The 22300-nt window shown below is 45.9% G+C and carries 25 protein-coding genes; 15 read left to right on the plus strand and 10 right to left on the minus strand.

Translation table 11 applies throughout. The features are described from left to right. Positions 1-53: 53 nt before the first annotated feature. Positions 54-503 carry an SsrA-binding protein SmpB gene (gene smpB, locus ACO0KW_RS05545; protein ID WP_423051419.1) on the minus strand — a complete coding sequence of 150 codons (450 nt, stop codon included), beginning with the start codon at positions 501-503 and terminating at the stop codon, positions 54-56. 122 nt (positions 504-625) lie between these two features. Between smpB and ACO0KW_RS05550 the strand changes: the two genes are divergently transcribed. Together ACO0KW_RS05550 and ACO0KW_RS05555 are read left to right on the plus strand one after the other, a co-directional pair. Beyond that, the gene (locus ACO0KW_RS05550) at positions 626-1060 is read left to right on the plus strand and encodes a type II toxin-antitoxin system RatA family toxin (RefSeq protein WP_423051421.1); all 435 of its coding nucleotides are present in this window, start codon (positions 626-628) and stop codon (positions 1058-1060) included. Then, the gene (locus ACO0KW_RS05555; RefSeq protein WP_423051423.1) at positions 1050-1373 is read left to right on the plus strand and encodes an RnfH family protein; all 324 of its coding nucleotides are present in this window, start codon (positions 1050-1052) and stop codon (positions 1371-1373) included. The genes ACO0KW_RS05550 and ACO0KW_RS05555 overlap by 11 nt, the downstream gene beginning before the upstream one ends. 34 nt (positions 1374-1407) lie before the next feature. Here ACO0KW_RS05555 and ACO0KW_RS05560 read toward each other — a convergent pair whose 3' ends face one another. Continuing rightward, a complete protein-coding gene (locus ACO0KW_RS05560; RefSeq protein ID WP_423051425.1) occupies positions 1408-1869 on the minus strand; it encodes a DUF4124 domain-containing protein in 462 nt (153 codons plus the stop codon). A gap of 182 nt (positions 1870-2051) precedes the next feature. Here ACO0KW_RS05560 and guaB point away from each other — a divergent pair, with 182 nt between their 5' ends. The 12 genes from guaB to ACO0KW_RS05620 all read left to right on the plus strand — a co-directional run bounded on the left by guaB (position 2052) and on the right by ACO0KW_RS05620 (position 14393). Beyond that, on the plus strand, positions 2052-3512 hold the full coding sequence (gene guaB / locus ACO0KW_RS05565) for an IMP dehydrogenase (protein WP_423051427.1): 1461 nt from the start codon (positions 2052-2054) through the stop codon (positions 3510-3512). Positions 3513-3565: 53 nt separating this feature from the next. After that, complete coding sequence (locus ACO0KW_RS05570) at positions 3566-4612, plus strand: diguanylate cyclase domain-containing protein (RefSeq protein WP_423051429.1); 1047 nt, start codon at positions 3566-3568, stop codon at positions 4610-4612. A 16-nt stretch (positions 4613-4628) separates the two neighbouring features. After that, entirely contained in the window at positions 4629-6221 is a 1593-nt protein-coding gene (gene guaA / locus ACO0KW_RS05575; protein WP_423051431.1) for a glutamine-hydrolyzing GMP synthase, read from the plus strand. A 148-nt stretch (positions 6222-6369) separates the two neighbouring features. Then, positions 6370-7005: a 7-carboxy-7-deazaguanine synthase gene (gene queE / locus ACO0KW_RS05580; RefSeq protein ID WP_423051433.1), complete on the plus strand. Its 636-nt coding sequence runs from the start codon at positions 6370-6372 to the stop codon at positions 7003-7005. A 70-nt stretch (positions 7006-7075) separates the two neighbouring features. Then, positions 7076-7519 carry a 6-carboxytetrahydropterin synthase QueD gene (queD, locus tag ACO0KW_RS05585; protein WP_186920813.1) on the plus strand — a complete coding sequence of 148 codons (444 nt, stop codon included), beginning with the start codon at positions 7076-7078 and terminating at the stop codon, positions 7517-7519. A 7-nt stretch (positions 7520-7526) separates the two neighbouring features. Beyond that, entirely contained in the window at positions 7527-8054 is a 528-nt protein-coding gene (gene tadA, locus ACO0KW_RS05590) for a tRNA adenosine(34) deaminase TadA (RefSeq protein WP_423051436.1), read from the plus strand. Positions 8055-8097: 43 nt separating this feature from the next. Further along, a complete protein-coding gene (locus ACO0KW_RS05595; protein ID WP_423051438.1) occupies positions 8098-9015 on the plus strand; it encodes an LD-carboxypeptidase in 918 nt (305 codons plus the stop codon). A 23-nt stretch (positions 9016-9038) separates the two neighbouring features. Further along, entirely contained in the window at positions 9039-10217 is a 1179-nt protein-coding gene (locus ACO0KW_RS05600; protein WP_423051440.1) for an acetyl-CoA C-acyltransferase, read from the plus strand. Between the two features lie 42 nt (positions 10218-10259). After that, positions 10260-10715, plus strand: a complete 456-nt coding sequence (locus ACO0KW_RS05605) for a PaaI family thioesterase (protein WP_423051442.1) — start codon at positions 10260-10262, stop codon at positions 10713-10715. A 204-nt stretch (positions 10716-10919) separates the two neighbouring features. Further along, positions 10920-11924, plus strand: coding sequence for an NADP-dependent oxidoreductase (locus tag ACO0KW_RS05610; RefSeq protein ID WP_423051444.1), 1005 nt, complete (start codon positions 10920-10922; stop codon positions 11922-11924). 27 nt (positions 11925-11951) lie between these two features. Continuing rightward, entirely contained in the window at positions 11952-12380 is a 429-nt protein-coding gene (locus ACO0KW_RS05615) for a GNAT family N-acetyltransferase (RefSeq protein ID WP_423051446.1), read from the plus strand. Positions 12381-12506: 126 nt separating this feature from the next. Further along, entirely contained in the window at positions 12507-14393 is a 1887-nt protein-coding gene (locus ACO0KW_RS05620) for an MFS transporter (RefSeq protein WP_423051448.1), read from the plus strand. An 87-nt stretch (positions 14394-14480) separates the two neighbouring features. Here the strand turns inward: ACO0KW_RS05620 and ACO0KW_RS05625 are convergent, their stop codons facing one another. The 8 genes from ACO0KW_RS05625 to ACO0KW_RS05660 form a co-directional block, all read right to left on the minus strand. Beyond that, entirely contained in the window at positions 14481-14906 is a 426-nt protein-coding gene (locus ACO0KW_RS05625; RefSeq protein ID WP_423051450.1) for a nuclear transport factor 2 family protein, read from the minus strand. Positions 14907-14970: 64 nt separating this feature from the next. Then, positions 14971-15765 carry an SDR family NAD(P)-dependent oxidoreductase gene (locus tag ACO0KW_RS05630; protein ID WP_423051452.1) on the minus strand — a complete coding sequence of 265 codons (795 nt, stop codon included), beginning with the start codon at positions 15763-15765 and terminating at the stop codon, positions 14971-14973. Further along, positions 15762-16301, minus strand: coding sequence for a DUF3833 domain-containing protein (locus ACO0KW_RS05635; protein WP_423051454.1), 540 nt, complete (start codon positions 16299-16301; stop codon positions 15762-15764). The genes ACO0KW_RS05630 and ACO0KW_RS05635 overlap by 4 nt, the downstream gene beginning before the upstream one ends. After that, positions 16298-17569, minus strand: a complete 1272-nt coding sequence (locus ACO0KW_RS05640; RefSeq protein WP_423051456.1) for an MFS transporter — start codon at positions 17567-17569, stop codon at positions 16298-16300. Before ACO0KW_RS05640 ends, ACO0KW_RS05635 begins: the two co-directional genes overlap by 4 nt. After that, positions 17566-18153: a chalcone isomerase family protein gene (locus ACO0KW_RS05645; RefSeq protein WP_423051989.1), complete on the minus strand. Its 588-nt coding sequence runs from the start codon at positions 18151-18153 to the stop codon at positions 17566-17568. The genes ACO0KW_RS05640 and ACO0KW_RS05645 overlap by 4 nt, the downstream gene beginning before the upstream one ends. Next, the gene (locus tag ACO0KW_RS05650) at positions 18153-19364 is read right to left on the minus strand and encodes a class I SAM-dependent methyltransferase (protein ID WP_423051991.1); all 1212 of its coding nucleotides are present in this window, start codon (positions 19362-19364) and stop codon (positions 18153-18155) included. Before ACO0KW_RS05650 ends, ACO0KW_RS05645 begins: the two co-directional genes overlap by 1 nt. A gap of 26 nt (positions 19365-19390) precedes the next feature. Continuing rightward, entirely contained in the window at positions 19391-20203 is an 813-nt protein-coding gene (locus ACO0KW_RS05655; RefSeq protein WP_423051458.1) for a DUF1365 domain-containing protein, read from the minus strand. A gap of 5 nt (positions 20204-20208) precedes the next feature. Further along, a complete protein-coding gene (locus tag ACO0KW_RS05660; RefSeq protein ID WP_423051460.1) occupies positions 20209-21501 on the minus strand; it encodes an NAD(P)/FAD-dependent oxidoreductase in 1293 nt (430 codons plus the stop codon). Positions 21502-21685: 184 nt separating this feature from the next. Here ACO0KW_RS05660 and ACO0KW_RS05665 point away from each other — a divergent pair, with 184 nt between their 5' ends. Beyond that, positions 21686-22294 carry a TetR/AcrR family transcriptional regulator gene (locus tag ACO0KW_RS05665; protein ID WP_423051462.1) on the plus strand — a complete coding sequence of 203 codons (609 nt, stop codon included), beginning with the start codon at positions 21686-21688 and terminating at the stop codon, positions 22292-22294. Positions 22295-22300 lie beyond the last annotated feature (6 nt).

The following is a 22300-nucleotide window of genomic DNA, read 5'->3' on the forward strand; positions in this document are numbered from 1 at the left end:
CTTTATCAATAAATCCATAACCTAAATCCTCGAACGTGGCGTCACTAAAGAAGTTATCTACGATGCTGTTTCATGATTTTTTGCTGTTCACGCTGCCAATCACGTTCTTTTTCAGTCTCACGTTTGTCGTGTTGTTTCTTACCTTTTGCTAAGCCAATCTGACATTTCACTCGCCCGTTCAAATAATGCATGTTGAGTGGAACCATGGTGTAGCCAGAGCGTTCCACCTTACCGATTAATTTCTTAATTTCATCGGCATTCAGTAATAATTTTCGCGTACGAACCGAATCTGGGTGAATATGTGTCGATGCTGTCGGTAGTGCGCCAATATGCGCGCCAAATAAGTAGATCTCGCCATTCTTGATAATGACGTAGGCTTCCTTTAGTTGCACGCGGCCCGCGCGTATTGCTTTAACTTCCCAACCTTGCAGCACGATCCCTGCTTCGTATTGTTCTTCAATGAAAAAATCGTGAAATGCTTTTTTATTATCTGCGATGCTCATGCTTTTTTATTTAGTCAGTAAGAACTTCATTCATGAAGAAGGGCAATTTTGCGCTTAATCTCCGTGAAGAGCCTTGTTTCAGTTAAAATTCGGTCTGTGATCATACCAAATGACTTGAGATAATGGCAGTCGTCAAAAAAAACGTACTTGTATCCTATAGCGCAGAACAAATGTTTGCACTTGTAGAAAAAGTTGAAGACTATCCTCTTTTTTTGCCTTGGTGCGGTGGCGTTAGTGTCGCTGAGAGAACTGATCACCACTTAAAGGCGACATTATCTATCAATTATCATGGAATTAAGCAAAGTTTCACAACGGAAAATGTGAATTCTCCGCCGCACACTATGGAAATGCACTTGGTCGATGGTCCCTTTAAGCAATTACATGGGCATTGGACTTTTACTGCGTTGCGTAGTGATGCTTGCAAAATCGAATTTGATTTACGTTATGAATTTTCCAGTAAATTACTTGAGCATTTAATCGGGCCAGTATTTAGCAAAATTACGAATAGCTTTGTCGATGCATTTTGCGAACGTGCAGAGGTGGTTTATGGACAATAGTCAGGCGCAAACAAAAATTATTGTAGAGTTCTGTTACACATTGCCCAACATCGCACCAACTTTATTTAAATTGCAAGTGAATCATCAATCCACAATTGAAGATGCTCTTCAGTATTTGGCATCAACACAACTATCAGAAGTTCAATTCCTTTTGAATATGGGAAGTGTGTGGGCGATTTTTGGCAAAAAGAAAAGTGGCACACACTTATTGCAAGATGGTGATCGCATAGAGTTATGCCGAGCACTCATCGCGGATCCGATGAGTGCTCGGCGCCATCGAGCGAAACGCGAGCACAAGTCAGGGAAAATGTAGGCCTAAAAATAAAAAATTAGTCTTACACGTTCTATTAATTGCACTCAGATAAAATCTTTTTAACATCGGCCATTTCTTTGGAGCGCTGCGCTTCATCAATTGGCGAGCGCTCCCCATTTTTATCCCTGGTCATAATCAGCAAGCCTTCATCCAATGATTGTTTATACGACTTCGCTCGCTCACAGTTTTTTGTTTTATTTTCAGCATTCTGGCGTTCTGAATCGGCTTTTTTGTCAGCTTCTTCGCGCGCTATTTTTCGTTTGTTGAAGTCTTCATTTTTGCTCGCCGTAGTCACCGGTTTTTCTAGCTTTCCTTCAGTGCTCTTGTTCGCATCGTTCGATTGCGCAGCATTTTTGTCTTGACCACGAGGATTCCCAAAGGGTGTTTTAATGATTTTATCGCGGGGAACAGATCTAGGCGGTGGTGTATCAGAATATTGCTTAACACCTTTTTCATTCAACCAAATGTACTGGGCAAGTGCGACGTTGCTCGACAATAGCGCTGCAATCAAACTAGTGAGCAATAATTTACGATTTAATTTGTGATGTTTGTACATGATTCACTCGATTTCTATTCAGTTACTGCAACTTTCTTCATAATTTAAAGGGAGTTTTACACGGAACGAGACGGATCGGCAAGTTTTCTGTATAATTTACTTTTGCGCCTATAGGAAATACTATGCGTCTTCTTCAAAAAGCACTCACTTTCGATGATGTGTTGCTCGTCCCAGCTTTCTCAAACATTCTCCCAAAAGACACTTGTCTTGCGACGAATTTGACTCGTAACATCAAACTCAATATACCTTTGGTATCTGCTGCAATGGATACCGTGACTGAAGCACGTCTTGCTATTGCTATGGCCCAAGAGGGTGGTATCGGTATTATTCACAAAAATCTGACGCCAAAAGAGCAAGCGCGTGAAGTTGCCAAAGTCAAGCGCTTTGAATCAGGTGTATTGCGTGACCCGATTACGATTGCACCTACCACGACCATTCGTGATGTCATCGCTTTAGCCCAATTGCATGGTATCAGCGGCTTTCCAGTCGTTGAAGGAAAAACTGTCGTTGGTATTATTACTAACCGTGATTTGCGCTTTGAGCAAGAGTTAGACGCCGAAGTACGCGCCAAAATGACACCGCGCGAAAAACTTGTCTATGTCACAGAGGGGGCTGACTTAAGCGAAGCCAAGCGTTTGATGAATAAACATCGTTTAGAACGCGTATTGGTAGTCGATGAAGCATTTGAACTACGTGGCCTGATTACTGTAAAAGACATTCAAAAATCTACTGAACATCCGTTCGCATCTAAAGATAATTTAGGTAAATTGCGCGTAGGTGCTGCTGTTGGTGTGGGTGCTGATAACGATGAACGTATCGATTTGCTTGCGAAAGCAGGCGTTGATGTTATCGTTGTCGATACCGCCCATGGCCATTCCAAAGGTGTATTAGATCGCGTGCGCTGGGTGAAAACAAACTATCCCCACATCGAAGTCATTGGCGGCAACATCGCTACAGCGGCAGCTGCGTTAGCTTTAGTAGAGCATGGTGCGGATGCGGTAAAGGTTGGAATTGGCCCAGGCTCTATTTGCACGACGCGTATCGTCGCTGGCGTAGGTGTTCCGCAAATTACGGCGATCGCGAATGTGGCGGAAGCTTTGCGTGGTACCGGTGTGCCATGTATCGCAGACGGTGGGATTCGTTTTTCTGGCGATGTATCCAAAGCTTTGGCTGCTGGTGCATCGACTGTTATGATGGGCAGTATGTTCGCGGGCACAGAAGAAGCTCCAGGCGAGGTTATCTTATTCCAAGGCCGTAGCTATAAATCCTATCGCGGTATGGGTAGTTTGGGGGCGATGGCCGATGGCTCTGCTGATCGTTACTTCCAAGACGCCGCGAATAATGCGGACAAGTTGGTTCCGGAAGGTATCGAGGGGCGTGTTCCTTATAAGGGGAGCGTGTTGGCAATCCTATATCAAATGGTTGGCGGCGTGCGCTCTTCCATGGGTTACTGCGGATGCGCTTCGATACAAGATTTGCATGACAAAGCCGAATTCGTGGAAATTACGTCTGCGGGAATGCGCGAGTCACATGTGCATGATGTCCAAATCACGAAAGAAGCTCCAAACTACCGCGCAGAATAAGCATCGCCTAACTTAGAGATGTTTGACGAAGTGTTTTAGATACGGAGCAAGCAATGGCGACACTAGTGGAAAGTGCTAGTCGATTGGATTTATTTTCAGATAGCTCGAATTCCTCTCGAGCTAATTTCGAACGGTTCGAAGCAAAACTTGCAAGATTTGAACGTCTCGGCATTCACTTGTTTGGTGTAGCGAATTGCATCGTCAGCTTTGGTAACTTGCGTGAACGCTTCGATCGTGGTGAATCGATGGCAGCGATTGAGGCGGCATTTTGCGAAATCCTGGGATTTTGTGATGAAATTCGCGTTTTCAATAACCTCAATTTTGAGGAAGAATACGCGAATCACCCCTCTGTAAAGGGGCAACCACAATTAGTATTTTGTGCGCAACATCCGATTTTTGATACCAAAGATCACTGTGTTGGCTGCATCTATTTAATCGACTACGTCGAACATGAATTTGACGACGAATCACGCTTATTGTTCGCGGATTTAGCTGTTATGGTCGAGCGCGAATTATTGATGAGCGCTTTAAAAGTGCAATATGCTGAGCTGGTAAAGCAAGTCCGGAATTTGAAACGCGATGCTTTGTTAGATCCGGTATTGGGTATGTGGAATAGTGCTGCGATAACACGATCTTTGGGTTTGGAACTTGAGCGTTGTCAAAAGGCAGAGAAACCACTGTCTTTGCTCTACATTAGTATCAATCAATACCAAAATTTGAAAGATAAGTTTGGCACTAGCGTAGGTGATGCCTTTCTCCTGAAGATTGCTAGTCGCATGCGTTCATGCATACGTCCATTCGATGCACTCGGACGCTTTGAAAGCGATGCTTTCCTGATAGTCTTACCCGGTGCCTCAAATTTAGTCGCGGCAGCCGTCGCGGAGCGGATCCGTTTAGCCGTAGTTTCTCGGCCGGAATTGGTCGAAGATGAAGATCTGGAAATTGAAATTAGTATGGGAATTTCCTCAACTAGTATTTTTCCCAATGTAAGCCCAGAAACACTAGTCAAAAATGCGGAGAAAGCTTTGCTTGCCGCTAAAAGATTAGATAGCAATAGTATCGTTCAGGCAGAAGCAGAACAGCTTGATATTTCCCTTTGATGATTTCCTTTGAATTATGCACTCAAAAATTCTTATCCTTGATTTTGGCTCTCAAGTCACTCAATTAATCGCCCGTCGTGTTCGTGATGCGGGAGTATTTTCCGAAGTGTTTCCTTATGATGTGAGCGATGAATTCATCCGCAACTATGGTGCTGCCGGAATTATTTTATCGGGAGGGCCAAGTAGCGTGACTGAGGGCGACACGCCACGCGCACCTCTCGCTGTGTATGACGCCGGCGTACCAGTGCTAGGTATTTGCTATGGTATGCAAACGATGGCGGAACAGCTTGGTGGCAAAGTAGAAAATGGCAAGGTGCGTGAATTTGGTTACGCCGAAGTGCGCGCTCGTAGTCACACTAAGTTATTAGAAGGTATCAACGATTTCGTGACACCTGAAGGCCATGGCATGCTCAAGGTCTGGATGAGTCACGGTGATAAAGTTAATGAAATGCCTGCAGGCTTCAAATTAATGGCATCGACCGACAATTGTCCAGTCGCGGCAATGGCCGATGAAGACCGACGTTTCTATGCGGTGCAATTCCATCCTGAGGTGACTCATACGATTCAAGGCGAAGCGATTATTGGTCGCTTTGTGCATGATATTTGCGGCTGTAAATCTGACTGGAATATGCCAGATTATATTTCCGAGGCGGTTGCTTCGATTCGTGAGCAAGTTGGCGACGATGAGGTTATTCTCGGTTTGTCTGGCGGCGTTGATAGCAGCGTTGCTGCGGCATTGATCCATCGTGCGATTGGCGATAAATTGACCTGCGTGTTTGTTGATCATGGTCTGTTGCGCCTAGATGAAGGCAAGATGGTCATGGAAATGTTTGCTGAGAATCTAGGGGTCAAAGTCATCCACGTTGATGCTACCGCACAGTTCATGGGACATTTGTCAGGCGTCACTGATCCAGAAGCCAAACGTAAAATTATCGGTCGTGAATTTGTGGAAGTTTTCCAAGTTGAATCTAGTAAACTCGGGAATGCAAAGTGGCTGGCACAAGGCACGATTTATCCCGACGTGATCGAAAGTGCTGGTAAGGGCAAAAAAGGTTCACACACAATTAAGAGTCATCACAATGTTGGTGGTTTGCCTGATACGCTGAATCTGAAATTATTAGAGCCATTGCGTGAATTGTTTAAAGATGAGGTGCGCAAGCTTGGTGTGGCTTTAGGTTTGCCACATAACATGGTGTATCGTCATCCTTTCCCAGGGCCAGGTTTGGGTGTGCGTATCTTGGGTGAAGTGAGAAAAGATTTCGCCGATTTATTGCGCCGTGCCGATGCCATTTTCATTGAAGAATTACGCAATACTTACGTTGATCCAAATGCTGAAAAACCACAAACTTGGTATGACGCCACTAGTCAGGCGTTTGCAGTATTTTTGCCAGTTAAATCGGTTGGTGTGATGGGCGATGGACGTACTTATGAATATGTTGTCGCCTTGCGCGCGGTTCAAACGCAAGATTTCATGACTGCGCACTGGGCGCACTTGCCGCACGAGTTGTTGGGTAAAGTGTCTAATCGCATTATTAATGAAGTGCGTGGAATTAATCGTGTGGTGTACGATATTTCCGGAAAACCGCCCGCGACAATCGAGTGGGAATAAATTTGTCGCACCGCTAAACCGCATAAGCGAGCGCATTGCGTCGTTGCGAAGCCTCGCAATATCGACATATTGCTGCGTTTCGCGCCTAGCACTGCATCTCGCTTAAACGGTTTTTCGGCACGCCAATTTCTCCAATAGGATCAAGATTTTGAGCTACAGTATTAAAGAAATTTTTTACACTTTGCAGGGCGAGGGCACGCATGCTGGGCGACCTGCTGTGTTTTGTCGCTTTGCTGGTTGCAATTTGTGGACAGGGCGCGAGGAAGATCGTAGCACGGCGGTTTGCCAATTTTGCGATACAGATTTCGTTGGTACTGATGGTGAAGGCGGAGGCAAGTTTAAGACACCTCAGGCAGTTGCTGCGCGCATCAATACTTTATGGCCTGAGACGCACGAGGCGAGTAAGTTTGTGGTCTTCACTGGCGGCGAACCTTTGCTGCAACTAGACGAAGCTTTAATCGATGCGATGCATGACGTAGGTTTTGAAATTGCGATTGAAACCAATGGGACGATAGAAGTGCCGAATGGTGTGGATTGGATTTGCGTCAGTCCTAAAATGGGTTCACAACTCGTGGTGCGCAAAGGTGATGAGTTGAAGGTCGTGATTCCGCAATTGGGACAAGACTTAAAGGCCTATGAAGCATTGGATTTTGTCCACCATTATCTTCAAGCGATGGATGGTCTCTTATTGCAAGATAATCTGCATAAAGCCATCGATTATTGCAAAGCGCATCCGAAATGGAAATTGAGCTTGCAGACACATAAATTGCTGCAAATTCCTTAAATTAATTTTATTAGTTATCGGCAGGGCGTTATTTTGACATTCTGTCCGACCTTATGTTCACAGGCAATACATGTTAACTATTACCAGAAAAGTTGAATTCGATACCGGACATCGGATTCCCGATCACAATAGCCAATGCCGCAATTTGCATGGGCATCGCTATACCTTGCTGATTACCTTGACTGGTGATGTCGTCGAAAAAGACGGTGAATCTGATAATGGCATGATCATGGATTTTGGCGATATCAAAGCACTCGCCAACAAACATTTAGTCGATCTCTGGGATCACGCATTTATCGTCTATGAAAAAGATACTGTCGTGCGTCAATTCTTAGAAAGCATGCCGGGGCACAAAACAGTGGTGATCGATCGCGTGCCGACGGTCGAAAATCTGGCGAAGATTGCGTTTGATATGTTGAAAGATGTGTATCACGATCGTTATGGTCGTCATTTGTCTTTGACCAAAATCACTTTATATGAAACGCCTAATTGCTGGGCGGAGATTGACGGTTAAGTAAGGCATGTCGATTGTGTCCGGCTCGGCAGTGATATCTACAAATCCAGATGAGTTTTTCATGCGCGAAGCCATCGCACAAGCTCATCTCGCATGGCAAACGGGTGAAGTTCCAGTAGGTGCTGTCGTGGTCAAAGACGGTCAAGTCATTGCACGTGGTTTTAATCAACCGATAGGCACACACGATCCTACCGCACACGCCGAAGTCGTAGCCATGCGCGCGGCAGCCGCAGTGCTCGGCAATTATCGTCTTCCTGGCTGTGAACTATATGTCACACTCGAACCTTGCGTGATGTGCTCTGGCGCACTCATGCATGCACGCTTCACCCGCATTATTTTCGGAGCCCATGATTTCAAGACTGGCGCATGTGGCTCTATCGTCGATTTATTCAAAGAAGAAAAATTAAATCATCATGCCGAAGTGATCTCGGGCGTCTTAGCCGATGAATGCGTGCAGCTGCTTAAGGTTTTTTTTGCTGAGCGCCGCCGTGCCGCGGTAGAATCGCGTATCCAATCAGGCAACCCCGGCGAGTGATACGCAATATCAATCGCTGATTACAGAATATGAGTCATTAGCGATGCCCATTTCTTTTCCCAAAACACTTCCCGAACATCCTTGCATCGCCGTCGTTGCTCCCAGCGGTGCTGCTTTAGATGATACCGATCTTGAAGCCGGCTTGCAGGCGCTCAGAAACGCTGGCTTCAAGGTCATCAATTACTACCAACATACGGATCGTTTCGAACGATTTGGTGCGACTGATCAAGAGCGCTTAACCCAGCTTCACGCCGCCATTGACCATCCTGAAGTTGATATCGTGATGGCTTTACGCGGTAGTTATGGCATGTCACGCATATTGCCAGATATCAATTTGCAGAAGATTGCAAGCAGCGGTAAATGGCTGATTGGTTATAGTGACTTCAATGCTTTGCAATTGGCGATGTTAGCGAAAACGAGTGCCGCGAGTTTGTGTGGCCCTATGCTGTGTAACGACTTCACCCGGGATGAATTGCGTCCATTTACCCAGGACCAATTTGAGCAGGCTGTACGCGAGCGCAAAACTCATCTCGAATTTGAAACGGATCAAAGCGTTGAACTTGACCTTGAAGGCACGTTGTGGGGCGGGAATCTGGCCATGATTTGTCATCTGCTCGGTACTGAGTACTTCCCCCACATCGAAGGCGGCATCTTGTTTGCTGAAGATATCGCAGAGCATCCTTATCGTGTCGAACGTATGTTATTGCAACTTCACATGGCTGGCGTGCTAGTGAAACAAAAGGCTATCGTATTAGGAAATTTTTCTGCTTATCGTTTAGCTCCGCAAGACAATGGTTATGATTTTGCAGCGATGTTGAAATTTTTACGCGCGACTATCGGGACACCGATTATTACGGGACTTCCATTCGGTCACTGCGATGATAAAGCGAGTTTGATGCAAGGTTCAACAGCACGCCTAACGGTCACAGACGTGCAAGTAAGACTCACAGCAGAATACTAATCAATTCAAAAAACGGAGACAAAATGACAGACGCAGTGATCGTCGCGACAGCGCGTACCGGATTAGCAAAGTCATGGAAAGGTGCGTTTAATATGACGCACGGAGCGAGCATGGCCGGGCCAACACTCGCAGCGGTAATGAGCAGAGCTCAGCTAGATCCCGCCGAAATCGAAGACGTGATGGTTGGCTGCGCATTTCCAGAAGGCGCGAATGGTCGTAATATCGCTCGCCAAATTGCCTTACGTGCGGGCTGCCCGGTGACAGTTCCTGGTGTTACGATCAATCGTTATTGTTCGTCGGGATTGCAATCCATCGCTTTGGCGGCGCAACGCGTGATGTCTGGCGAACTAGATATTGTTGCAGCTGGAGGCGTCGAATCTATCTCTTGTGTGCAAAACGAGATGAATAAGCACATGCTTAGCGACCCGTGGCTACAGCAACATAAGCCACAAGTGTATATTCCTATGCTAGAAACTGCTGAGATTGTTGCTAAGCGCTACCAGATTTCACGCGAACGGCAGGACGAATATGGTGTGCGCAGTCAGCAACGTGCGAGCGCCGCCTCAGCTGCCGGTTTATTTGATGCGGAAATCATTCCCGTGACGACGACCATGCGCGTGACCGATAAGGAAACGGGTGAACATCATTTGCGCGAGGTGACGATTTCAGCGGATGAAGGCATACGGGCTGGGACAACATTGGAAGCGGTATCTCAAATCAAAACAGCTTTGCCCGATGGTGTCATTACTGCAGGTAATGCCAGTCAGTTTTCAGATGGTGCCGCAATGACCATCGTCATGAATGCCCAAGTCGCCGAGCGCAAAGGATTGCGACCATTGGGCGTGTTTCGTGGCTTTGCCGTCGCAGGTTGTGAACCTGATGAGATGGGCATCGGTCCCGTGTTTGCGATTCCCAAATTACTCAAGCGCGCTGGCTTACGTGTAGAAGATATCGGACTATGGGAACTCAACGAAGCTTTCGCAGTACAGGTTTTGTTTTGCGCCGATAAGTTAGGCATCCCGATGGATCGTCTAAACGTGAATGGTGGTGCGATTGCAGTCGGACATCCTTACGGTGTTTCTGGCGCCCGATTAACGGGACATGCGCTGTTGGAGGGCAAACGCCGAGGCGTGAAATATGTCGTTGTCACCATGTGCATCGGCGGAGGGCAGGGTGCTGCTGGACTGTTTGAAGTTTTATAAACGCGTTTTTGCGTTTGCTAATTTATTTTGATGATTAAAAAGATGTCTGCTTCGACCAAAAATTCTAGTGAAATTTCTCAAATTGAAAACCCCTTCCTCGATTATATCGGTATCGTTTCAGGTCAGATGAAAGAGGGCAAAGCGAATTTGTCTTTGGATCTGCACCACCACCACATGAACAGCTGGCAAATCACGCATGGCGGGGTCTTAATGACTTTGCTTGACGTCGTGATGGCAATGGCTGGACGTTCTTTACATGACGATCAAAAAGGCGTAGTCACCGTAGAGATGAAAACTACCTTCCTGCAGCCTGGCGGCATTGTGGGCGGGCGTCTTGAAGCACGCAGTGTCGCTTTTCATCAATCGACCACCATGTGTTTTTGCGATGGAGAAATCTGGAGTGGCGACAAATTAGTGGCAAAGGCGATGGGGACGTATAAGTATTTGCGTAGTCTGAAATCAAAAGCTGGTTTGGTGAAGATGGGTGGTAGTGATTAAATCTGAATTTATTTTGTTGTTTCGTAGGGCGGGTGCAACCCGCGCCGCCAGAACGTAGTACATCCGTGAACAACTTATCGTCATCGCGAGTTGCATCCGCCCGACAATAGCTGAACTAATATTTTTATTCGATCTGAATCGACCTTATACCCAACCCTTTTCCCAATTGCGTGAGAAGGGCGTAAATCAAAGGAGAAATTTAATATGTCCGATCATTTTCAACGCATCGTTCTAGCCTCACGCCCACAAGGCGAAGTGAGTCCCTTAAACTTTCGCTTAGAGACTGTGCCAGTACCAACGATTACTGAAGGCCAAGTTCTCATCCGCAATCATTTTCTCTCACTCGATCCTTACATGCGTGTACGCATGGATGATGTGAAAAACTACGCTGCGCCGCAAACTTTGGACGAAACCATGATAGGCGGCACCGTGGGGGAAATTGTCGCCAGCAAGAATCCACAATTTCAGATCGGCGACAAGGTCATCGGTATGATGGGCTGGGCGGAGATGGGTGTGTCGGATGGGAGCTTATTGCGCAAACTAGATACAACACATATTCCTCTATCTGCTTACCTCGGCGCGGTGGGTATTCCAGGAATGACTGCTTGGTTTGGCTTGACTCAAATCATGCAAGCGAAAGAGGGCGAGACTATCGTCGTCTCTGCTGCAAGTGGAGCGGTTGGTAGTGTCGTTGGGCAACTTGCGAAATTGCGCGGCTGCCGTGCAGTTGGTATCGCTGGCGGCGCTGAGAAATGTGCATATGTCGTAGATGAATTGGGTTTTGATGCATGTATCGACTATAAAGCGGGAAACTTGGCAGAGCGGCTCGCAGCGGCGACCCCGAATGGCATCGATGCGATCTTCGAGAACGTCGGTGGCACTAGCTTTGATGCATGCCTGTCACGCGTGAATCCGTTTGCACGCATTGCCTTGTGTGGCATGATCGCGGGCTATGACGGTGGTGACATGGCGATCCACAATGCGCGGATTTTACTCAGTATGCGTGTGACTTTACGCGGCTTTATCATTTCCGAACATTTGGATTTGTGGCCGCAGGGCCTGAAGGAATTGGGCGTGCTAGTCGCCCAAGGAAAATTAAAATTCAGAGAAAGTATTGCGTCAAATTTAGCCGCGGCACCTGATGCGTTTATCGGTCTGCTCAAAGGCAAAAACCTCGGTAAACAATTAGTGCGACTGATTCCTGAATAAATATTGAATGACATCAGAAAGAAAAAAATGAACACGAATTTACAAGTAAAACTCGGTGAATGGTCAGAATTGCAGGCTGATGCGCAAGCTGTACGTACCGCTGTATTCGTTGAAGAACAAAAAATTCCCGCTGCACTCGAATGGGATGCGATGGATGTTCAGTGCCTCCATGCAGTGGCGTACGACGCACAGGGTAAAGCAATAGGCACGGGGCGCTTGCTGCCAGACGGGCACATAGGCCGCATGGCAGTCTTAAGTACAGCGCGCAACTGTGGTGTCGGCGCAGAGATCCTGCGTCAATTGATGGCACAGGCGAAGAGTCGTGGTATGCAAGCCGTACAGCTGAATGCGCAAATTTCGGCTGAACCGTTTTATCAGCGCGAAGGCTTTCATCGCGAAGGTGATCTGTTTATGGAAGCGGGCATTGAGCACGTGCACATGAATAAAACGCTGTAACTATCTTCCAAGGAATATTCATTTTGTTGCTGAATATTCTCCGTTCAAAAAATAAGCCAATTCCAAAGCCAATTACTTTAGAATTGGCTTTTTTGTTAATTGTCGCTCTCGCGAGCCTTTCCTGACATGAGCCAACACAGCCAGTTCACCCTATTAAAAGAACGCCGCTTTGCGCCATTTTTCTGGACGCAATTTTTTGGGGCATTTAATGACAATGTTTTCAAAACTGCTTTGCTCACGGTACTGACTTACGATGCCTTAACTTGGACCACGATGAATGTTGGTTTGTTGAACAATCTGATTCCAGGTTTATTCATTTTGCCCTTCGTCTTATTCTCCGCAACATCCGGACAGCTTGCTGACAAGTTTGAGAAAGGAAAAGTAGCACGCTACGTGAAGTTACTTGAAATCGGCATCATGGTAATCGCTGCTTTTGGTTGGATGACACATAACATCTGGGTATTGGTCGCTGCAGTTGCGGGGATGGGGATCCACTCCACTTTATTCGGTCCGGTGAAATACGCATATCTGCCACAACATTTACATGCGGATGAATTGGTGGGTGGAAATGGTGTGATTGAAATGGGCACCTTCGTCGGTATTCTTTTAGGAGAAATATTGGGTGCGATGTTGGTCGTGCACAAGCCCTGGGGCGTTCAACTGGTCGCTGGCGGATGTATTTTAATCGCGGTGTTAGGTTGGGTGTTTAGTTTACGTATTCCTGTCTCACCTGCGCCCGTACCCGAATTAAAAATCAATTGGAATCCCGCTACCGAAACTGTACGTAATCTTAGTTTTAGTAAAAAAAATCGCCCAGTATTTTTGTCTTTATTAGCTAACTCTTGGTTCTGGTTTTATGGCGCGATCTTGCTCGCACAATTTCCACTCTACGCCAAAGACTATCTGCACGGTGATCATAGTGTCTTCGTCTTTTTATTGACGATTTTTTCTTTTGGTATCGGCGCAGGTTCTTTGCTGTGCGAACGATTGTCGGGACACAAAGTAGAAATTGGCTTGGTTCCATTCGGCGCAATCGGTTTGTCGATCTTCGGTTTTGATTTGTATTTGTCGAGTTTAATGTACACCAACACAGCAGCAGTGACCGCAATGACTTTTATCGATCAGGTCGGCAGTTACAAAATCTTGTTTGATATTTTTATGATCGGTATTTTTGGTGGCCTGTATATCGTGCCGTTGTTCGCCCTGATCCAAACCCGTTGTGATCCTAAACATCTATCGCGCACAATTGCCGGCATGAATATCATGAATGCCTTATTCATGGTCGTAGCGGCTTTGGCAGCGATGCTGATGTTGAAGCAAGGATTTACGATTCCACAAATTTTTATGGCAACAGCGATTTTGAATGCGCTTGTTGCGATCTATATTTTCAGTGTAGTGCCAGAATTCTTGATGCGTTTTGTGGCGTGGATATTGATACACACGGTGCATCGCGTGAAAGGAATCAATGTCGACAAAATTCCGGAAGAGGGCGCTGCTGTATTGGTATGTAATCATGTCAGCTACATGGATGCGATTGTTATTATGGCGTATAGTCCGCGTCCAATTCGTTTTGTGATGGATCACGGAATTTTTAAAATCCCTTTTTTGTCTTGGATTTTCCGTACTGCAAAGGCGATTCCGATTGCATCCGCTAAAGATAATCCTTGGTTGATGGAGAAGTCTTTCGTCGATATTGCACAGGCACTGCATGAAGGGGATTTAGTTTGTATTTTCCCTGAAGGGAAATTGACTCGCGATGGGGAGATCAACGAATTTAAAGGTGGGGTAATGAAAATCGTCGAACGTACTCCAGTACCGGTGATCCCTATGGCATTACGTGGACTGTGGGGTAGCCTGCTGTCCCGTGATAAAGGAAACCCCTTTCATCGCTCATTCCGCCGTGGACCGTTTTCTCGTTTGGAATTAGTCGTCGGTGAACCACAAGATCCAGATAAAATTTCACCGGAGCGCTTGCAGCAACAAGTGAAGGAATTGCGAGGGGATTGGAAGTAGCAATTGAGCTAAACCGGAAAATAGAACAATAAAAAACGCCCTGATTGAAATTTTCAGGGCGCTGATATGGATGCTCATTATGTATCTCTAGGTCGATACTTTAAACCGTCGCCGCAACCATCCAATGAAACCACCAATCATCGGTAATTTTTCCCACAACTCTTCAGCCGCGTCCCAATAATCACGGTGGTCGGTGATCAATCCTTGAGCGTTAAAAGTCAGCATAGAACCACCTTTGACGACATAATTTTTACCACGCAAGCCAAAATGAAATTCCCAAGTGAGGAACGCTTTTTGATCTTGTTCTATCACTTCATCAAAGATGAAGCGGGGCTCTTGTGTCGTCACGAACATGTGTTCAAAAATAGTGCGGATCGCCGCGACTCCGCTAACTTCGTTAAACGGATCTCTGAATTTCGCTTCATCCGTGTAGAAACGTGCAATGCTGCTGAGCGAGGCGGGACTGAGTGTAGCGTACCAATCCATGATATCTTGAACTTGTTGTGTGGGCATCTTAAGTGAATCCTCATGCAACTTAATGATTTATAAAGTAACTTAATGACTTATAAAAAGTCGCTTATGCGACTACGAAGCGGCGAATTAAAGCGAAGCGCCATCGATAAGGCATCATTTGCAATAACTTTACCCCTAAAGTAAATCGTTTCGGAAAGTGGATTTCGAAATCACCGTGTGTAATGCCCTGCAGAATGGCTTCGGCTGCTTGTTCTGGCGTTTGCAACGCGGGCATCTCAAAGTCGTTTTTATCCGTGAGTTCGGTGCGTACAAAGCCAGGATTGACCAAATAAACATTAATATTTTTCTGATGCAAATCACTGTAAAGTAATTCACTCAAATTGATCAACGCGGCTTTGCTTGGCCCATACACGCTGGCGTTGGGCAAACCGACATAACCGGCAACGCTAGCCAATATTGCGAGTCCACCACTACCGCGCTTGAGCATTTGCGGAAGGACGGCTTGTAAGCCGTGATAGACACTTTCCACATTAATCTTGAGAGTGGCGGCGGCATCGTTTGCATCCACTTCCCAACTACGTTCAGGTTGATATTTCGCCGCGCAAAAAATCACCAAATCAATACTTGGGTGGCGTGTTTGTAGCTGTTGACTCGCATGGTGCCATGCGTTTTGATCGGTGACATCAAACGGAACGATGTCCGCGTGAGGATGATCCGCAGCGACTTGTTGTAATTGCTCCAGACGACGCGCCGATAAAATAACTTGCGCTCCTTGTTGCAATAAGGCTTGTGCTAGCGCAGCACCTATACCACTTGATGCGCCAATAATCCAAATCGTTTGATCTCTCCAATTTGTTATCGGTCGATTGAGCGGGCGGAAGAAGGGGAGATTCATCATGTTCTCCGACGGAAGAATAAAGTCACTTCACCCACTTCAAATCCGAACTTACGCATCTTGGCACGATTCACCATGGTGTTTTCGTCGATCAAATACATCCAGTCGTCCATTTGCATCACATAGGTGTCACCATCGACTGGTAGCAACAGACTATATTGCCATTTGAAGGCATTTCCAGCAGCTTCGCCAATTGCCTCGCCTTTGACATCATCCGCCTTGCCCGACCAACGACCATCCGCATTTTTTCGCAAATGCCAGACACGCTGTTGCTTGCTACCATCGTCATAAACAAAGCGTTCGTCGAGCATTAATTCATCGCCTATTTTTTTGGTTTCAATCACGACATGAAAGCGCTTAATAACCGCGCCGCTACGTTGTTGAAACATACCCCAGGCATCCGTTGTACCGAGAAAGAATTTTTCTAAATCGAGCGCTGGCTTTACATCCTTATAATAATTAACATCGGTAATTGCACATGAACTTAATAGCGCTGTACAAAGCACCAAATTGAGTGCCAATAATATTCTTTTCATCATGATGAAAACCTCTTGGAGAAATTTCTGAGTAGGGAGAGAGCAATCAATTTAAAAGCACAAGGAAGTACAGCATAAGTAAAAGTTAAAGCTCTCAAGCCACCAGCTTGATTTAGTTGATTCGGTTGATAATGAAGCAGCGCTAATAGGCTTAGACTAAGTCCCGCCAATGCGAGAGTGAATTTACCAATCAAGGACCACAACCCAAAATAGGCACCCATGCTTTGTTTGTCTTCAACTACGAGTGTTAACAATACCGGTGGTAGGGCGAGATCAGCACCAAGTGCAAAACCTGATGCAATGCAGACTAGTAAAAAAGCATCCACATTTCCGGCTTCGAGCACACTGGCACCCACAAAACTGAGTACAGAGATTAACATCCCGAGCTGCCAAGATTTATGCGCTCCTTGATGCTTCGCTAGCTTAATCCAGAGTGGCAACCCACACGCCCCCGCAACAAAATAAGAGGCAAGAAAAATCGCCGTTTTTTCTGGCGCTTGTATTCGGTCGTTAATAAAAAACAGAATTAGACTAGCGGGAATCGCAACTGATAAAGAATTGAAAAAATAGATGCGCAATAACTGATTAAACTGCGCATTACGGAGCAATAGACGTAGAGCTAGAACGGCATGGGTTGTGACTCGCAAAGGCTTGATTGCACCAAACATCAATGCGCAAACGCCGATACCAATCAACACTGAAAATAGCACCGTATACTGAATCAATTGCGATGAAGCGGTTGTCTTTTCATGTAAGATAATCCAACTCGGTACAATGCTGGCAAGGATGACACCAAACAAGCCGAACCCTTCGCGCCACGCGGAAGCCCCGAGCAGTTGATGTAAAGTTGCGTCGTATTGCTTGCTCTGATTTTCAAGAGTTGAACCCCACGAGAGGTACGCGATGTTGAGCATGCTGTGCGCCGTGTACGCTAGACTGAGCATCACACCTAACCAAATCAGCAAATAGCTAGTCGAACTGCGGACAATGTCTGGCGGCAACCAAAGTCCGGCAAATGAGCAACACAGTAAGAATGCAGATATAGACAACCATGCGCGGTTATTACATCCGAATTTGTCGATCAGCTGTCCAATAAACGGATCTTGTACGGTATCGAATAGGCGTGCAAAAAAGAGCACCAAACCAGTACTCGCCAATGGCAAGCCAAGCTGGGCCGTATAGTAATTAGGAATCTGCACATACACGGGCAATGCCGCCATCGCCAATGGAAGACCCAACAAACCATAGAAAATTAAGGATGCGGTTCTCACGTTGATGGGCCAGCAGATGCCATCGAAGATCTTTTTGGTCCGAGCAATTGCTGGCGTAAATTAGTATCCTTCGTGCGCGGATCCAACCAAATAGAGAAAAATGCACTAGCGAAGGCTTCGTCAGGAATTTCAGCTAAGAGCTTTTGCTGGCTATAAAATCGACAGCCTAATCCAGGTAAAAAAACACCAATTAGTTGATCACCAGACTTGACATCAATGAAGGCTTTTTCCATGTACTGACGCCACGTGTCTAACTTCTCAGCGTTATATTTATTTCCATGCAGTCGTATTATTTCTTCAATACTAGAATCAACAAAACGCTCGCGGCTGATCGATTTGCTGTAAGTGATCTCTAAAGCGTAAGTGGCAGCTTGATCCAGGCCACCATCTTTATTGGGCGTTTGTTGCCAGAGTTTTGCCGTGTAAATAGAAAACCCCCACCAACGAAATTCACCACCGCCTAGCATTTTTGCCTGCGGTAAGTGTTGACGCCAAGTCTCAGCATAAACGCCATTACTAAACAGCATCGAGAGCGCGAGCCACAGTAGGCACCAGAGGCGTAACGGAAGTGGATGAGGGCGCATCAAGAACCTTTCTGCAGCAAGAATTGATACACGTCTGTGCGACCTTCATCGAATCCTGCTTCGCAGTAAGAGAAATACAATTGCCAGATTCGTTGAAAAGCCGTTCCAAAACCCATGCTTTGAACACCATCGATGTTGTTTTCAAAATCGTGGTTCCAACGCCGTAAGGTTTCTGCGTAATCTTTTCCGAAAGCATATTCGTCGCGGGTCATCAAACCATGCTTCTGCGCCAGTTGGACAAAACGGGGTGGACTGGGCAACATCCCACCAGGGAAGATGTATTGCTGAATAAAATCAGTTCCGCTGCGATAGCGTTCAAACCGAGCGTCATCAATGGTAATCGTCTGTATCAGTGCTTTGCCGCCAGCTTTCAAACGCTGATTCACAGTCTCAAAATAGACAGGCCAATATTCCTCACCCACGGCCTCAAACATTTCTATCGACACAATGGCATCGTAAGATCCTGTGAGATCGCGATAATCGCACAGCTCTAACTGCACCAAATGTTCACGCTTAGTTTGCTTAATCCTCTGCTGTGCGATTTCTAATTGAGAAGGGGAGATCGTCACTCCATGAACATGAATGCCAAGTGCAGATGCGTGTTCGGCGAAGCCACCCCAGCCACAGCCAATTTCTAGAACGCGATCACCGCCTTTCAATCCAAGTACATCAATAATGCGTTGGTATTTTCTGTACTGCGCCTCTTGCAGGCTGATCTGATAATCACCATAAAAAACTGCACTTGAATAAGTCCAGCTCGGATCCAACCACAACTGGTAGAAAGCATTGCCAATGTCATAGTGCGCATGAATATTCTTGCGACTTCCTTTGCGTGTATTTGGGCGTAAAACATGCTTTAGTTTGTACCAGAGCCCCATCAATTTGCCACCAAAAATCGCCTTATCTAAAGCACTGTCATTTTGAATTGCGAGGCGTAAAAGGGCAGTTAAGTCGCTGGTGCTAATCCAACCTGCTTCTAAGCTCTCGGCAAAACCAATATCCCCACCTTGCAAAATTTTTCGGCATGCTTGCCAGTCATGGATCTGCAGAATGACAGATTGCGCGAGTTGTTGATCACCAAATTTCAAAACCTCTCCAGAAGGCGTTACAAGATGGAGATTCCCGTGCTTAATCTTTGAAAGCATGCGTACAAACAAACTGGCTGACGCAGGCATAGGCGCTGCGTTACTGGCATTGCTTTCAGCGCTCATCGCGTTGGATGTGTTTGGAATAAAACTCACTTTAGCCGCTCCTGTTCAATGGGTATATTGGTGCTGATTTGTTTCGAGGTGATGTGACTTTGACGATAAAATGGCACTCGCTTTAGCCACAGCAGTAGTGCATGCCAATGAATCCGCGCGAAAACTCCCAATGTCAGAAACGGTTGTTTACATAGACATTTCAACAAAGCAGCAATATTGAATGCATGACGTTTGCCCGCAATTGCTGTTTGCAAGAGCAAACCATCGTCGTCGTGGTAGTCGATATGCGCGACCGATTTCTTACTGGTTTCTGTGAATTTAAATTGGTAATGTCCTTTAATTTCACAGAACGGCGATACGTGCATTTTTTTCTCGCAGATCAGACGTGTTTTAGATGTAATTGCTTCACCATCGGTGGGCTTCAATAAATAAAAGTGGTGCTCACCAAAAGTGTTATTCACCTCTGCCACAATCACCTTCAATTCGGAATCACCGTCGTAGCAATACCAGAGACTGATGGGATTAAATGCGTAGCCAAACACACGAGGAAAGCTGAGTAACTCAATGCGTTCAATGTCGTCTATCGGTTTATCGCCGACGTTCTGCGATCGCAATAATCCACGTATCCAAACCTCTAAATTTGTTCCATCACGCGGACCGTAATCTTTAAAATAGATAGACAAAGGTCGCCACCGATTGATTCCTAACATAGCACTAGATAACGGTGACGAAGGCGCGCACAGTTCCGCAATATCTAGACGCAGCATAAAAACCGGATACACAAATTTATGCTTGCGCGGACGAAGCCTGTGATGCATTACAAACGCCTGCAAGATGCTCGATTGCATGTGCTTTAGCCTTGATCTAAGATCGCCCACTCGGGGCAAAGTTGGAAGTCGCTCACGACACGCAAAGCCGATTTCAAGCCATCCTCATGAAAGCCATATCCTGACCAGGCACCAGCAAACCAAGTCGACCGTTTGCCCTGCAAAGACACCAAAGTGCGTTGACTCTCGATCGCCGGCTGATCAAATACAGGATGATCGTATTTAAAGCGTCCTAGCACCTTATCTGCGGCAGGTGCGCGCCAAGGATTGAGTGTGACGATCACTGGTGTCTCGGTATCGAGCCTTTGTAATTGATTTAATAGATAACTTACACAGACAGCATGCGCGTCATCTTGAGCATTGCTATTGGCACCCAGATAGTTCCAAGCGCTCCAGACCTTCTTGGAGCGCGGCAACAAGCTGATATCGGTGTGTAAATAGGCTGTGTTCGCTTGATAGCGAACTTTAGATAAGAGCGCTGCTTCTTCTGCAGTGGGATCTTTCAACATGCGTAAAGTGTCTGGTGCATGAGTCGCGAAAATGACAGCATCAAATTGTTCTACACCACATGGGCTCTCGATTTGAACCCCGGTCGCAGTTCTGCTGACAGCACTTACTGGACTATTTAGACGTATATCTTTTAGTGTTGCTGCGATTTTTTGCACATAGCTGCGTGCGCCATTTTTGACTGTGCGCCATTGCGGTCTGTCGTTTACTTGCAGTAGTGCGTGATTGAGACAAAAACGTAAAAAGGTACTCGCAGGGAATTCTAAGATATCTTTAGGGGAACTTGACCAGATTGCAGCCGCCATGGGAATCAGGTAATGGTTGGCAAATCTGGCATTGTATTTTTGTGTTTTCAATAGTTGACCAAGGCTAATACCGGACTGCATACACAAACGTAGATTCGATTCTGCATCGCGATTGAAGCGCAAAATTTCTGACAACATGCGCAGAAATCCCGGCGACAGCATATTTTTTCGCTGTGCAAAGACAGTGTCTAGATTAGTTCCAGCCCATTCCAATTGGCCATCATTGAGCGAGACACCGAACGACATATCTGTTGCGTAGCTATCCACGCCAAGTTCAGCGAAAAGAGCAATCAAATTGGGATACGTTTTTTCATTAAAGACTAAGAAGCCAGTATCAACACTGAGTTTTTTTTGCTCTATCTGAATATCAACAGTATTGGTATGACCACCCAGATAGTTATTCGCTTCAAACAAGCTCACCTGGTGATGTTTCTGCAAAAAATAGGCACTGGCCAAGCCAGAAATGCCTGCACCGATAATTGCTATTTTTTGAGATCTTTGGGTCATGCCGGTCCTATCTTATGAGTCCACTCAGGGGACCAATAAATGTCCCCACTAAGTGAAAAGGTGAATTGAAATCGTTGGGTCAATTCTCTCCAATATTGCAGAAAATATTGTGAGTGAACTACTTCAGTGCTAAGATTAATACTAATCCGATAAAAACGCTACCGATTGGTAGATATTAATACTTATGAGTATATTTAGTAAACTAAAATTTAAAGATCAAGCATTTCGCTTGCGCGAAGATGCCATTCTTGACGCCACCACAAGCATCCTTGCCACCAAGGGTTTTGATTTAATGACAATGGATGATGTAGCAAACCTGATTGGCATTTCCAAACCCAGTTTGTATAAGCACTTTAGATCCAAAGAAGAACTTGTTGGCGCGGCGATGATACGACTGCTCGACGGCGCTAGTGATCAATTAGCTGCATTCCCAGAAAGCTACAGCGCCAAAGAAAAGTTATCTGCCTTGCTAGAATGGGCATTGCGTGTGCGCTTAGATGGTGGGCTGCCTTTCTTACCTTCAACTAGCAATGCCGTACGTGAAATGCTGATGCGTAATCTTAAGTATGTAGGGCGAGTAATAAAGCTAAATTCTCAATTAGAAAAACTAGTGATTGCAGCACAGAAGGACGGGGACTTAAGTAGGAAACTTAGTTCGGATGTAATTTTGTTTAGCTATTATGCTCGCAGCTGTGACCCGGCAGTCGAGTATTTGCAACGCTTTAGCAAAATGGACACAGATTCGATTATCGAAAATATGCTGTGTGTGTGTTTTCAAGGGCTAGAAGATTAGACTTTG

Source organism: Undibacterium sp. Ji22W, assembly GCF_049340305.1.
In the GTDB taxonomy this organism is placed as follows: Bacteria; Pseudomonadota; Gammaproteobacteria; order Burkholderiales; family Burkholderiaceae_D; genus Undibacterium.

Bases quoted from the DNA above. Each gene is read 5' to 3' on its own strand.
- tadA (WP_423051436.1), top strand. From the start codon at position 7,527: ATGTCGATTGTGTCCGGCTCGGCAGTGATATCTACAAATCCAGATGAG.
- ACO0KW_RS05625 (WP_423051450.1), bottom strand. From the start codon at position 14,906: ATGCCCACACAACAAGTTCAAGATATCATGGATTGGTACGCTACACTC.
- ACO0KW_RS05555 (WP_423051423.1), top strand. From the start codon at position 1,050: ATGGACAATAGTCAGGCGCAAACAAAAATTATTGTAGAGTTCTGTTAC.
- ACO0KW_RS05550 (WP_423051421.1), top strand. From the start codon at position 626: ATGGCAGTCGTCAAAAAAAACGTACTTGTATCCTATAGCGCAGAACAA.
- ACO0KW_RS05615 (WP_423051446.1), top strand. From the start codon at position 11,952: ATGAACACGAATTTACAAGTAAAACTCGGTGAATGGTCAGAATTGCAG.
- ACO0KW_RS05645 (WP_423051989.1), bottom strand. From the start codon at position 18,153: ATGCGCCCTCATCCACTTCCGTTACGCCTCTGGTGCCTACTGTGGCTC.
- ACO0KW_RS05635 (WP_423051454.1), bottom strand. From the start codon at position 16,301: ATGATGAAAAGAATATTATTGGCACTCAATTTGGTGCTTTGTACAGCG.
- guaB (WP_423051427.1), top strand. From the start codon at position 2,052: ATGCGTCTTCTTCAAAAAGCACTCACTTTCGATGATGTGTTGCTCGTC.
- queD (WP_186920813.1), top strand. From the start codon at position 7,076: ATGTTAACTATTACCAGAAAAGTTGAATTCGATACCGGACATCGGATT.
- guaA (WP_423051431.1), top strand. From the start codon at position 4,629: ATGCACTCAAAAATTCTTATCCTTGATTTTGGCTCTCAAGTCACTCAA.
- ACO0KW_RS05660 (WP_423051460.1), bottom strand. From the start codon at position 21,501: ATGACCCAAAGATCTCAAAAAATAGCAATTATCGGTGCAGGCATTTCT.
- ACO0KW_RS05595 (WP_423051438.1), top strand. From the start codon at position 8,098: ATGCCCATTTCTTTTCCCAAAACACTTCCCGAACATCCTTGCATCGCC.
- ACO0KW_RS05605 (WP_423051442.1), top strand. From the start codon at position 10,260: ATGTCTGCTTCGACCAAAAATTCTAGTGAAATTTCTCAAATTGAAAAC.
- smpB (WP_423051419.1), bottom strand. From the start codon at position 503: ATGAGCATCGCAGATAATAAAAAAGCATTTCACGATTTTTTCATTGAA.
- ACO0KW_RS05620 (WP_423051448.1), top strand. From the start codon at position 12,507: ATGAGCCAACACAGCCAGTTCACCCTATTAAAAGAACGCCGCTTTGCG.
- ACO0KW_RS05610 (WP_423051444.1), top strand. From the start codon at position 10,920: ATGTCCGATCATTTTCAACGCATCGTTCTAGCCTCACGCCCACAAGGC.
- ACO0KW_RS05665 (WP_423051462.1), top strand. From the start codon at position 21,686: ATGAGTATATTTAGTAAACTAAAATTTAAAGATCAAGCATTTCGCTTG.
- ACO0KW_RS05570 (WP_423051429.1), top strand. From the start codon at position 3,566: ATGGCGACACTAGTGGAAAGTGCTAGTCGATTGGATTTATTTTCAGAT.
- ACO0KW_RS05630 (WP_423051452.1), bottom strand. From the start codon at position 15,765: ATGATGAATCTCCCCTTCTTCCGCCCGCTCAATCGACCGATAACAAAT.
- ACO0KW_RS05600 (WP_423051440.1), top strand. From the start codon at position 9,039: ATGACAGACGCAGTGATCGTCGCGACAGCGCGTACCGGATTAGCAAAG.
- ACO0KW_RS05655 (WP_423051458.1), bottom strand. From the start codon at position 20,203: ATGCAATCGAGCATCTTGCAGGCGTTTGTAATGCATCACAGGCTTCGT.
- ACO0KW_RS05650 (WP_423051991.1), bottom strand. From the start codon at position 19,364: ATGAGCGCTGAAAGCAATGCCAGTAACGCAGCGCCTATGCCTGCGTCA.